This window comes from Kitasatospora sp. NPDC057198 (assembly GCF_042670125.1).
GTDB lineage: Bacteria > Actinomycetota > Actinomycetes > Streptomycetales > Streptomycetaceae > Kitasatospora.
This window is the reverse complement of the sequence record NZ_JBHUWH010000040.1, coordinates 17,981-29,886: the sequence shown is the minus strand read 5'-3', so window position 1 is coordinate 29,886 and position 11,906 is coordinate 17,981. Positions and strand designations below refer to the sequence as shown.

At 76.1% G+C, this 11,906-nt stretch carries 10 protein-coding genes; 5 read left to right on the top strand and 5 right to left on the bottom strand.

Going from position 1 to position 11,906, the window contains the following annotated elements; all coding sequences use genetic code 11:
- Positions 1-90: 90 nt before the first annotated feature.
- Together ACFUEL_RS07515 and rsmH are read right to left on the bottom strand one after the other, a co-directional pair.
- Positions 91-591, bottom strand: a complete 501-nt coding sequence (locus ACFUEL_RS07515) for a cell division protein FtsL (protein ID WP_380235106.1) — start codon at positions 589-591, stop codon at positions 91-93.
- A gap of 126 nt (positions 592-717) precedes the next feature.
- Positions 718-1,686, bottom strand: coding sequence for a 16S rRNA (cytosine(1402)-N(4))-methyltransferase RsmH (gene rsmH / locus ACFUEL_RS07510; RefSeq protein WP_380235105.1), 969 nt, complete (start codon positions 1,684-1,686; stop codon positions 718-720).
- Between the two features lie 726 nt (positions 1,687-2,412).
- Here rsmH and ACFUEL_RS07505 point away from each other — a divergent pair.
- The 3 genes from ACFUEL_RS07505 to ACFUEL_RS07495 are packed head-to-tail and all read left to right on the top strand — an operon-like array spanning position 2,413 to position 7,107.
- A complete protein-coding gene (locus ACFUEL_RS07505) occupies positions 2,413-3,360 on the top strand; it encodes an AAA family ATPase (RefSeq protein ID WP_380235108.1) in 948 nt (315 codons plus the stop codon).
- 1 nt (position 3,361) lies between these two features.
- Positions 3,362-4,690 (top strand): DUF58 domain-containing protein, encoded by a 1,329-nt coding sequence (locus ACFUEL_RS07500; RefSeq protein WP_380235104.1) that lies wholly within the window; start codon positions 3,362-3,364, stop codon positions 4,688-4,690.
- Entirely contained in the window at positions 4,687-7,107 is a 2,421-nt protein-coding gene (locus ACFUEL_RS07495; RefSeq protein ID WP_380235103.1) for a transglutaminaseTgpA domain-containing protein, read from the top strand. Before ACFUEL_RS07500 ends, ACFUEL_RS07495 begins: the two co-directional genes overlap by 4 nt.
- A 129-nt stretch (positions 7,108-7,236) precedes the next feature.
- On the opposite strand, the gene ACFUEL_RS07490 is transcribed toward ACFUEL_RS07495, so the two are convergent.
- The 3 genes from ACFUEL_RS07490 to ACFUEL_RS07480 form a co-directional block, all read right to left on the bottom strand.
- Complete coding sequence (locus ACFUEL_RS07490; RefSeq protein WP_380235102.1) at positions 7,237-7,614, bottom strand: DUF3040 domain-containing protein; 378 nt, start codon at positions 7,612-7,614, stop codon at positions 7,237-7,239.
- Positions 7,615-7,844: 230 nt separating this feature from the next.
- Positions 7,845-8,597 (bottom strand): methyltransferase domain-containing protein, encoded by a 753-nt coding sequence (locus ACFUEL_RS07485; RefSeq protein WP_380235101.1) that lies wholly within the window; start codon positions 8,595-8,597, stop codon positions 7,845-7,847.
- Between the two features lie 124 nt (positions 8,598-8,721).
- Complete coding sequence (locus ACFUEL_RS07480) at positions 8,722-9,306, bottom strand: SAV_6107 family HEPN domain-containing protein (protein ID WP_380235100.1); 585 nt, start codon at positions 9,304-9,306, stop codon at positions 8,722-8,724.
- A gap of 486 nt (positions 9,307-9,792) precedes the next feature.
- Here ACFUEL_RS07480 and ACFUEL_RS07475 point away from each other — a divergent pair, with 486 nt between their 5' ends.
- Together ACFUEL_RS07475 and ACFUEL_RS07470 are read left to right on the top strand one after the other, a co-directional pair.
- On the top strand, positions 9,793-10,404 hold the full coding sequence (locus ACFUEL_RS07475) for a DUF4126 domain-containing protein (protein WP_380235099.1): 612 nt from the start codon (positions 9,793-9,795) through the stop codon (positions 10,402-10,404).
- A 108-nt stretch (positions 10,405-10,512) separates the two neighbouring features.
- Positions 10,513-11,901, top strand: coding sequence for a phytoene desaturase family protein (locus tag ACFUEL_RS07470; protein WP_380235098.1), 1,389 nt, complete (start codon positions 10,513-10,515; stop codon positions 11,899-11,901).
- The last annotated feature ends 5 nt before the right edge of the window (positions 11,902-11,906 follow it).

Sequence of the window (11,906 nt, the reverse complement as noted above, 5' to 3'; positions counted from 1 at the left end):
CGGCGGGGCGGCCGGGGCGGCCGGAACCGGAGCGGCCGGTGCCGGCGGGCGGGGTGCGGCGCGGACGGGGGGCGTCGCCGGGCGGGCGGCTCACCGCTGCGCCCCGGCGGACGGGCTGCCGGAGGGGCCGGCCTGGGCACCGGGCTGGGCACCGGGCGGCGGGGCCGGGGCGAGGTCGATGCCGGGGTCGGCGGGGCTCGCGCCGGGCGAGGGCGAGGCGGAGCCGGACGCGGCGGGGTCGGGAGAGCCGGCGGCGGAGGGGGCGGCGGTGCTGGGGCGCGGCACCGGCGGCTTGTCCTGGGCGGGCTTGGCGGTGCCGTTCACCGTGCCGTCCGGGTTGAGGAAGGCCGGGTCGCCGCCGGGAACCATGCCGAGTTCGCGGGCCCGCCGCTCCAGCGCGTCGGGCGCGGACTGCTGGGCGATCTGCTGCTGGAGGGTCTGCTGCTGGTCGGTGGCCTCGGTGGTCTGCTTCTTGAGCCGGGAGAGCGTGAACGAGCCTTCGTTGAGGGCGGTGTTGAGCATCAGCAGCCCGAGCAGCCCGGCCGACAGCAGGGCGACCACCAGCACCGCGAACGGGGTGCGCCCCCGCATCGAGCGCGCTCCGGGGCGGACGGTGATCCGCGCCCTGCCCCCCTGCCCGGGAACGCTCCCCCTGGTCCGCTCGCCGGCCACCGGCACCGCTCCACTCCCCTTCGCTCCGCTGTTCCCGGCGGCTGGCTACCTCCGGGTCCGTCTGATCCTCTCCGCCACGCGCAGCCGCACGGGCGCGGCGCGCCGGTTCTCCTCGATCTCCTCCTCGGTGGCCAGTTCGGCTCCGCGGGTGAGGAGTTTCAGCCAGGGCTGGAGCTCCTCGGGGACGATCGGCAGGCCCGGCGGGGCGGTGGAGGTGGCCCCGGCCTGGAGGTACTGCTTGACCAGGCGGTCCTCCAGCGACTGGTAGGACATCACCACGATCCGGCCGCCCACCGCGAGGGCGTCCAGCGCCCCGGGGATCGCCCGGTCCAGCACCTCCAGCTCGCCGTTGACCTCGATCCGCAGCGCCTGGAAGGTCCGCTTGGCCGGGTTGCCGCCGGTGCGCCGGGTGGCCGCCGGGATGGCGTTGCGCACCAACTCCACAAGACGAGCACTGGTGGTGAACGGTTCCCGCTCGCGCTCGCGCAGCACCGCGGAGGCGATCTTCCCGGCGAACCGCTCCTCGCCGTAGACCTTGAGGATCCGGGCCAGGTCGCCGTGGCTGTAGGTGTTGAGGACCTCGGCGGCGGAGATGCCGCGGGTCTGGTCCATCCGCATGTCCAGCGGGGCGTCCTGGGCGTAGGCGAAGCCGCGGTCGGCCTCGTCCAATTGCATCGAGGAGACGCCGAGGTCGAACAGCACGCCGTGCACCTCGGGGACGCCCAACTCGTCCAGGACGCGCGGGATCTCGTCGTACACGGCGTGCACCAGGGTGGCCCGGTCGCCGAACGGGGCGAGCCGCCGGGCGGAGAGCTCCAGGGCCCGCGGGTCGCGGTCGACGGCGATCAGGCGGACGTCCGGGAAGCGGGTCAGCAGGGCCTCGCTGTGGCCGCCCAGGCCCAGGGTGGCGTCCACCACGACGGCGCCGGGCGCCGAGATCGCCGGGGCGAGGGCGTCCAGGCAGCGCTCCAGCATCACCGGGATGTGCCGGGGGGCGGGGCTGTCGGTACTCATACGGGGGCGGGGCCCTTCCTCAGGTGCGGTGTGGCCGGGCCATTCTCGCGCACCGGGCGGGCGGGGCCGCACGCCGCCCGTGGTCCCCGCCCGCTCGCTCGGGGGAAGGAGCGACCGCCCGGCACCGGGGAAGGTGCGCCAGGTGGGCACGGAGCGGGAGGAGGCCGCGGGCTGCGTACGGGCGGGTCGGCCCGGCGCGGAGAGCGGCCGCACCGCCCGGTTGCCGGGCGCCGTCCGCCGTGCTCCACTGCGCCTGCAGCCTATCGCCCGCGCTCCGCCAGTCAACGCTCCGCTCCGGCGCACCACCCGGGCGGCCGTACCGGTTCGCGCAGGTCGGGCCGCTGGGCGGGGGCACCGCGGGGGTGCGGGGGCCGGCCGGGGGCGGGGCGCGGGGGCGGGGCGGGCGCGCCGGGCGAACCGGGGCGAAGCCGTCCGAACGGCTCCGGACGGCGGGCGGCGGCCGTCCGCTCCGCGGGATTCCCCGCTCCGCGGCGAACCGCCGGGGCCCGTGGCCCGTCCCAAACCGGGACAGCCTTCGCGTGTCGACCGGGCGGGTGACTTCTGGCCGTGGGACAGGGAAGAATGCGCCAGGTATTCGGGGTGGGCCGGGCTCGAACCAGCCGCCCGGCGACTGTGCAACATGGGAGCGTACGGGTGACGACCATCAACGGACAGGGCACGGAGCAGCCGGAGCCGGGCCGCTACGACCGGCGGGAATCAGCCGGGATGGCGGAGCTGGCGGCGGTGGTCGACCGGGTCCGGAAGTCCGTGGAAAGCGTGATCGAGGGCAAGCCGGAGGCGGTCCGGATCGCCCTGACGGTGCTCCTCGCCGAGGGCCACCTGCTGCTGGAGGACGTGCCGGGCGTCGGCAAGACCATGCTCGCCAAGACGCTTGCCCGCTCGGTGGACTGCACGGTGCGCCGGATCCAGTTCACGCCCGACCTGCTGCCGTCCGACGTGACCGGCACCAACGTGTTCGACCAGCACCAGCGCGACTTCGAGTTCCGGCCGGGCGCGATCTTCGCGCAGATCGTGGTCGGCGACGAGATCAACCGGGCCTCGCCGAAGACCCAGTCCGCGCTGCTGGAGTCGATGGAGGAGCGCCAGGTCACCATCGACGGCACCACCCACGAGCTGCCCTCGCCGTTCATGGTGATCGCCACCCAGAACCCGGTGGAGATGGAGGGCACCTACGCCCTGCCCGAGGCCCAGCGCGACCGCTTCATGGCCCGGATCTCGATCGGCTACCCCAGCGCCGAGGCCGAGTTCGCGATGCTCGACCTGCACTCCGCGGCCAACCCGCTGGACGACCTGCAGCCGGTCGCGCACGCCTCCGACCTGCTCAAGCTGATCGACCTGGTGAAGACCGTCTACGTCGCCGACCCGGTCCGCCGCTACGCCGTCGACCTGGTCGCCGCCACCCGCACCAGCCCCGAGCTGCGGCTCGGCGCCTCCCCCCGGGCCACCCTGCACCTCGTCCGGGCGGCCCGCGCGCACGCCGCCCTGGAGGGCCGCGACTACGTGCTCCCGGACGACATCCAGGTGCTCGCCGCCCCGGTGCTGGCGCACCGCCTGCTGCCGACCTCGGAGACCCAGCTGAGCCGCCGCACGGTCGAGCAGGTCGTGCTCGACCTGGTGGCCCGACTGCCGATCCCGCGCCCGCAGGGCCGCTGAGGTGGCACGCCCCGCCCGCGCCGCCGGGGTCCGCGCCGCGCTGCGCGGACTCACCACCCGGGGGCGCTCCTTCCTCGCGGCCGGTGTGACCGCCGCGCTGTGCGCGTTCGTGTTCGGCCAGGCCGCGCTGTTCCAGGTCGGCGTGCTGCTGGCGGTGCTCCCGCTGGCGGCCGCCGGGATGCTGGTGCGCACCCGCTACCGGGTGGCCTCCGGCCGCCGGCTCAGCCCGCACCGGGCCGCGGCCGGCCAGGAGGCCCGGGTGCACCTGCGGCTGGACAACGTCTCCCGGGTGCCCACCGGCCTGCTGCTGCTGGAGGACAAGGTCCCGTACGTGCTGGGCCCGCGCCCGCGCTTCGTGCTGGACCGGGTCGAGCCGCGCGGCTTCCGCGAGGTGTCCTACCGGGTCCGCTCGGACCTGCGCGGCCGCTACCCGCTGGGCCCGCTGCAGCTGCGGCTGTCCGACCCGTTCGGGATGTGCGAGCTGACCCGCGCGTTCAGCGCCGCCGACGTGCTGACCGTCGTCCCGCAGGTCCAGAACCTCCCGCCGGTGCGGCTGCCCGGCGAGTCCACCGGGCAGGGCGACTCCAACAGCCACACCCTGGCGCTGGCCGGCGACGACGACGTCATCCCGCGCGAGTACCGGCACGGCGACGACCTGCGCCGGGTGCACTGGAAGTCCACCGCCCGCTACGGCGAGCTGATGGTCCGCCGGGAGGAGCAGCCGCTGCAGGCCCGCGCCACCGTGCTGCTGGACACCCGGCAGACCGCGCACCGCGGCTCCGGCCCGGCGTCCTCGTTCGAGTGGGGGGTGTCCTGCGCCGCCTCGGTCGCGGTCGACCTGGTGCAGCGCGGCTACCGCACCCGGCTGCTCACCGACACCGGCTTCTCGGTGCCCGGCGCCGGCACGAGCGGCGACGGCGCCGGCGCCGCCGAGTCCGTCGGCATGCTGCTGGACGCGCTGGCCGTGGTCGAGCACTCCGACGGCGGCACCCTGGCGCGCGCCGAGGAGGTGCTGCGTCTGGGCGGCGAGGGCCTGCTGGTGGCCGTCGTCGGCGACCTCGACGAGGAGCAGGTGGACCGGCTGGCCCGGCTGCGCCGGCGCACCGGCGGCGCCGTCGTGCTGCTGCTGGACACCGGCACCTGGTCGGGCCTGCGGCACCTGATGCCGAACGCCCCGGACGAACCGTTCGGGGCCCGGGTCACCAGGCTGCGCGAGTCCGGCTGGACCGTGCTGCCGGTGCGGGCCGGCGACTCGCTGCCCGCGCTGTGGCGGGCCGCGGACCGCACCCAGAACACCACCGTTCCCTACCGAGACGAGGTCGGCGCTTGACCACCCGGGCCAAGTTGACGCTCTGCGCGGCCCTGGCCACCGCCCTGGCCGCGCTCTGCCTGTCCCCGCTGTTCCAGGACTCCTTCGCGCTGGCCCCGCACGGGCTGCTGATGGTCGCCGTCGCGGCCGGGGCCGGGGCCGGGCTGCGCGCCCTGCCGCTGCCCCGGGCCCTGGTGACGCCGCTGCAGCTGGTCGTGGTGCTGTACGTGCTGATGCTCACCACCGTGCAGTCCTCGATGGCCTTCGGCCTGCTGCCCGGACCGGACGCGGTGGACCGGATCTCCTCGCTGCTGAGCCAGGGCGGCACCGACGTCCAGGATTACGCGATCCCCGCCCCGGCCACCGACGGCCTGCGGCTGATCGTGGTCGGCTCGGTGGCCTTGGTGGCCGTGCTGGTCGACGCGCTGGCGGTCACCTACCGCCGGGCCGCGGCCGCGGGCCTGCCGCTGCTCGCCCTGTACTCGGTGGCCGGCGGCCTGGCCGAGTCGCCGGGCGGCATGTGGCTGTGGTTCCTGTTCGCGGCGGCGGGCTACCTGGCCCTGCTGTACACCGAGGGCCAGGACCGGCTGACCCGCTGGGGCCGGGTCTTCCACGGCACCGGCCGCTCCGCGGTGGCGCTGTCCAACGGCGGCCGCCGGATCGGCGTGATCGCGCTGACCGCCGCCGTCCTGCTGCCGGTGTTCGTCCCGGCGGTCGGCAGCGGGATGTTCGGCGACCTGGGCAGCCACAGCGACCAGGCCGGCGGCGGCACCGGGGACGGCAAGGACGGCGTCCGCTCGCTCAACCTGGTCGTCGCGCTCACCGCCAACCTGCGCTCCAGCGACGACACCGAGCTGCTGACCTTCTCCACCGACTCGCCCGAGGCCGACCAGCTCTACCTGCGGATCGCCGAGCTCAGCGAGTTCAACGGCCAGGAGTGGCTGACCGGCGAGCAGGACCTGCAGCCGATGCCGACCACCGTGCCGGGCCCCGAGGGCCTGATGCCGAACCTGCCGACCACCTCGGTCCGCACCAACATCACCATCTCCGACCAGCTGAGCACCGCCTGGCTCCCGATGCCCTACCCGATGTCCTGGGTGGAACTGCCGTCCACCGCGAACTGGCGCTTCGACCCGGTCGGGCGGACCGTCAGCGGCACCAACGGCCAGAAGAGCAAGGGGCTCAGCTACTCGGTCGGCTCGGTGTCCGTCAACGCCACCGCGGCCCAGCTGCGCAACGCCGGGCCCGCGCCCGCCGACATCACCGGGCGCTACCTGGAGCTGCCGTCCAACCTGCCGTCGGTGGTCGCCGACACCGCCAAGGACGTCACCCGGGGCAAGAACACCCCGTACGACCGGGCCGTCGCCCTGCAGCAGTACTTCACCAGCGGCGGCTTCACCTACAACACCAAGATCGACTCGCGTACCGGGCCGGACGCCATCGCCAAGTTCCTCCAGGACAAGGAGGGCTTCTGCGTCCACTTCGCCGCCACCATGGCCGCGATGTCCCGCTCGCTGGGCATCCCCGCCCGGGTCGCGATCGGCTTCACCCCGGGCAGCGGCAGCGGCGGCAACCGGGTGGTGCGCAGCTCCAACTACCACGCCTGGCCCGAGCTGTACTTCAACGGCTTCGGCTGGATGCGCTTCGAGCCCACCCCGAACCGGGGCACCACCCCGCTGTACTCCCTGCAGCAGACCGCGCCCAGCAGCGCGCCCAGCACCGCGCCCAGCAGCGCCGCGCCGAGCGAGCAGCCCTCCGCCCAGCCGTCCGCCTCCAGCAGCTGCCCCCCGCAGCAGCACCGGCTGGGCGACTGCGGCGACGAGCAGGCCGTGGTCGAGCACCAGGTCGTCGAGACGCCCTGGTGGCGGACCTGGCCGGCCCTGGTGACCGTGCTGGGCGTCCTGGTGGTGCTGGCGGTGCTGTCCTTCCCGATGGTCTGGCGCTCCAGGCTGCGCCGGCGCCGCCTCGGCACCGGCCGCCGTCGGCCCGGCACCGGCGGGCCGCGGCTCACCGACGAGCAGGTGCTCGCCGCCTGGGCCGAACTCGTGGACTCCGCCTGGGACCTGGGCATCCCCCCGGACGAGGCCCGCACCCCGCGCAACGCGGTGCGCCGGCTGGCCGAGGACGTCCGCCTCGACCCGGACTCGGCGGCCGCGGCGGGCCGGGTGGCCCTCGCCACCGAGCGCGTCATGTACGCCCGGGAATCCGACGCGCCCCCGCAGCTGGACGCCGACGTCCGCACCGCCCGGGAGGCGCTGATGGTCCGCGCCACCCGCGTCCGGCGGCTGCGCGCGCTGCTGCTGCCCGCCTCCGCGGTGCGCCTGTGGTGGCGCGCCCAGGACCGCGCCGCGGCCCGCCGGGAGCGCACGGCCGAACGGGTGGCGGCGGTCCGGGCCGCCCTGGCCAAGCCGTTCCGGCGGCGGAAGAAGCAGGGGTAGCGCCCCCGCGCGCACAGGGATCCGCCCCGGGAGGGAACCCCCTCCCGGGGCGGATCACGTCCTGCGGTTCACGTGGTGCGGTCCACGTGGTGCGATCGCTTCGTGCGGATCGCGTTGTCGGGATCGCCGCTACAGGCCGCTCTGTTCGTCGCGGCGCCGCTGCCAGCGCTGTTCCATTCGGTCCACCATGCCGGACTTCCGGCGTGGCGCGGCCGCCTGCCGTGGTCCGTGCCCGGCGGGGCCCCGGCGCCACGCGGTGACCGCGAGCACCGCACAACCAAGCATCACCAGGAACCCGATCACACTGACCCAGATGACCTGCGCGACCAGGCCGCCCATGAGCAGCGCGATGCCCGCCACGAACCCCGCCACGGCCAGGTAGACCCGCCGACGGGTGTAGGTGTGCAGGCCGGTTCCCTCGAGCGCTGACGCGAACTTGGGATCTTCGGCGTACAGCGCTCGCTCCATCTGCTCGAGCAGTCGCTGCTCGTGCTCCGAGAGCGGCACGGAGTCCTCCTACTCGTCGGTCGCGGGGCGACCGGTCCGCCACCCCTGGCTCGGGCCTGTGTGGTCCATATGCCCCACCGGTCTGGCCGTCATGCTTACCGGCTTTACCCAGATCATACGGTCCACGGCCGCGGTTCGGCGTGGTCAATCAGGCGTGGTGCGGGCCACCGCGTCGGCGGCCCGCACCCCGGCAACGAGCGGGGGGCGCGCTTGGTGCCCCCCGGAGCGGATCAGATCGCCTCGGCGAGCAGGTGCAGCTGGGTGGCGACGGCGTGGAAGGCGGGCTGCTCGGCGGCCGCGAGTTCGAGCTTGAGCAGGGCGTCCAGCGCGCCGGGCTCGGTGTCGACCAGGACGCCGGGGACGAGGTCGGCGAACACCCGGATGCCGTGCACCGAGGTGACCCGCAGCCCGGCGTCGGCGGCCAGCGCGTCCAGCTGCTCGCCGGTGAAGCGGCGGGGCATCGGGTCCCCGGCGCCCCAGCGGCCGTCCGCGGCGTCCAGCGCGGTGCGGGCCTCGGTGAAATGGCCGGCCACCGCGCGGGCCAGCACGGCGCCGTTCCGGTTGGCGGCGAGCAGGCTGACCAGGCCGCCCTCGCCGAGGGTGCCGACCAGGTTGCGCAGCGCCTCGGCCGGGTCGTCGACGACCTCCAGGACGCCGTGGCAGAGCACCGCGTCGACCGATCCGGCCGGGACCAGCTCGGGCAGCGTCTGCGCGTCGCCCTGGACGGCCCGGACCAGCTCGGTGACGCCCGCCTCGGCGGCCCGGCGCTCCAGCGCGAACAGCGCGTCGGGGCTCGGGTCCACCACCGTCACCCGGTGGCCGAGCCTGGCCACCGGCACGGCGAAGTTGCCGGTGCCGCCGCCGGTGTCGACGACCTCCAGGACCGGCCGCCCGAGCGCGGCGGCGCGGCGCTCCAGCGCCTCCCGCACCACCTCCCACACCACGGCGGTACGCAGTGCACTGCGGGGACGAGTCGGATACAAGGCGGCACCCCTCTGGACAGGTCTTCCGCGTGGCAGGTCTTCCACGGCGGGAACGCCTCCACCTTATCCGCCGGGATCCACCGGACGGGGGTGCGGCGCAGCGCCGGGCGGCGGGGGCCGGACGTCAGGGGTGCAGGGCCAGGATCCGCTCCACGATGCGCAGGTACAGGGCGGTGTTGCGGATCAGGTCGTCCGCGTCCCGTTCGCCGGCGGCGCCGGCGATGCCCGCCTCGGCGGCCGCCCGGCGGCGCGCCCCGGCCGCGAAGTAGGCGGCCCACTCGGCGAGTTCGGGAGCGACCTCGGGCAGCAGCTCCCAGGCCGGGCGGATCGCCTGGCGGCGGCGCGGGCCCCGCACCGGGCGGCCGCGGACGGCGAGCACGGCGGCGGTGGCGCGCAGCGCGGCGAGGTGCGCGGTGGCGTAGCGCTCCAGTGGGTCCTGCCGGCCGCGGGCGTGCACCAGGGTGCGGTGCGCGTGCCGGAGCAGTTCGAGCGCGGCCGGCGGGGCGGTGGCGCGGCGCAGCACCGGGTGGACGTCGCCGCCGCGGGAGGCGGGCAGGGTGGGCTGCTCGACGGCGGGCCGCCCGGCCGCGGGCCGGTCGGCGGATCGGTCCGCGGCGGATCGGCCGGCAGATCGGTCGGCGGCGGATCGGTCGGCGGCGGATTGATCGACGGCAGGGCGGGCGACAGGCTCAGGACGACTGATGGTCATGGGTCTCCCCCGTTCACTCCGGACCTTGCCCGGACCGGTCGGTCCGCGCATGCATCCATCGTGAACGGGGGGTCTGACAACCCGGGGTCCCCCCGAACCCCGCTCCGTCGTCCCCCGCGGCCGGCCTCCCCGGAACTCCCCCCTGGGGGAGGGGGCCGGACTCCGCCGCCCCGTGTCGGCGGTGTCCGGTCCCCTCGTTCCGGCCGCTAGTCGCGCTCCGGGCCGTGGTGTCGGCCGCCGCTCCCCCTGAACGGCGGTCGGGCCCCGAGCGCTCCGGGTGGCTCCGCCCGGCGGCGGCCTTCCCGGTGCCCCCTACTCTGCCGTCGCGCGGGGCCCGCGGACCATCCGTGCGAGTACTCAACCGGTGATCTGAGTACGGATACTCAGTCCCCCCGTCCTCCCGGCCCTCCCCCGCGGCGGGACCGGCCGGGTACGGTGTGCGCGTCCCGCCCGAGGTCCGGGCGGGCGCGTGGAAGGGGGGCCGGCGTGGGAGCCGTTCCGCTGATCTTCACCAGCGGTTGGGCGAGCGGGATCAACGCGTACGCCGTGGTCCTGCTGCTCGGCCTGTTCGGCCGCTTCGGCGGGGCCGACTCGGTGCCGCCGGTACTGGAGCGCACCGACGTGCTGCTCGCCGCCGGGCTGCTGTTCCTGTGCGAGGCGGTGCTCGACAAGATCCCGTACGTGGACACCGTGTGGGACGCGGTGCACACCGTGGTCCGCCCGATCGCGGGCGCGACGGTCGGCGCGCTGCTGGCCGCCCACGACCCGGGCTCGCTGGGCGAGGTCGCGGCGGGCGCGGTCGGCGGGACGACGGCCCTGCTCAGCCATGGCGTCAAGGCGGGCCTGCGGATGGCCGTCAACACCTCGCCCGAACCGGCCTCCAACATCCTGCTGAGCCTCGCCGAGGACCTCTCGGTGGCCGGCCTGGTCACCCTGGCGATCTTCCACCCGTGGCTGGCCGCCTCGGCCGCCGCCGTCCTGCTGTTCCTCGGCGTGCTGGTGGTGTGGTTCGCGGTCACCCGGATCCGGCGGTTCTGGCTGCGCCGCAAGGAGCGCCGGGCGCTCCGCCGGGGCGGGGGCGCGGCGGTGGCGGGCTAGCGCGGCGGTCGCGGGCCGGCACGGCGGTCGCGGGCCGGCACGGCGGTCGCGGGCCGGCACGGCGGTCGCGGGTCGGGAGTGCGCTCCGGGCGCATAGGATCTCCTGCCATGGCTCGGATCATCGTCGTCGGCGCAGGCATGGGCGGTCTGGCCGCCGCTTCCCGGTTGGCCACCCTCGGGCACCGGGTGACGGTGCTGGAGGCGGCCGGGACGCACGGCGGGCAGGTGGGGTCGTACCGGCGGGAGGGGTTCGGGTTCGACACCGGGCCGGGGCTGCTCGCGCTGCCCGCCGTCTACCGGGACCTGGCGCTGAAGACCGGCCGCGAGCCGCTGGAACAACTGGTCGGGCTGCGGCCGGTGGACCCGGAGAGCCGGCACCTGTTCCCGGACGGCACCGGGCTGCTGCTGCCGAACGCCTCCCGGGGCGGCGTCGGCCAGGCGCTGGACGCGGCCTTCGGGGCGGGCACCGGCGCGCGCTGGGGCGACCTGCTCAACCGGGGCCGCACGGTCTGGGAGGCCACCCGCCGCCCGCTGCTGGAGGAGCCGCGCCCGGCCGTCGACCCGGCCGACCCCTACCCGGTACCGCCGCGCCGCGGCCTGTCCCGGCTGCTGCCGCGCACCCGGCCCACCCTCGCCGACGCGGCCCGCGAACTCGGCGGCGGCCCCGGCCCGGCCGCACTGCTCGGCGAGTACGCGCTGCGGTACGGGCTGGACCCGCGGACCGCGCCCGCCTCCGCGACCGTACTGCCGTACATGGAGCAGTCGTTCGGCGTCTGGTACGTCGACGGCGGCCTGCGGGCGCTCGCCGACGCGGTGTTCGCGCGGTGCGGGAAGCGCGGCGTGGAGTTCCGCTTCGACACCCCGGTGCGGGCCCTGGAGCAGGACGGCGGGCGGGTCGTCGGCGTGCGCACGGACGCGGGGGTGCTGACCGCGGACGCGGTGCTCTCCGCCGTCCCCGGCCTGGGCGTCGCCGCACCCGCCGACCCCGCGCCGGGCCGGTTCACCGTGCTGCTCGCCCTGGACGGCGCCCGCCCGGCCGGCACCGCGCACCGCACCGTGGTGCACGCCGCGGACCCGGCCGCCGAGGCCCGCGCGGTGTTCACCGACCGCACCCTGCCGCAGCGCCCCACCGTGCAGGTGCTCCGGCCGGACGACCCGTCGCTCGTCCCCGGCCCGGACGCGGAGGCCGCCGTCCTGACCGTCACCGTGCCCGCCAGCCTCACCCCCACCGCCGCCGAACAGGACGCCTACGCCGGGGAGTTGCTCGCCCACCTGGCCACCGCCGGACTCGACCTGCGCCCCCGGCTGCGCTGGCGGGAGACCCGGCTCACCGCCTCCGTCCCGCCCCCCTCGCTGGCCGGCGGCCACCTCGCCCAGGCCAACCAGCCCGGCCCGCCCGGCCTCTACCTGATCGGCGCGCACGCCCACCCCGGCGGCGGGCTGGCCCGGGTCGGGATGTCCGCCTCGATCACCGCCGGGCTGCTCGGCCCGGCCTGACGGTC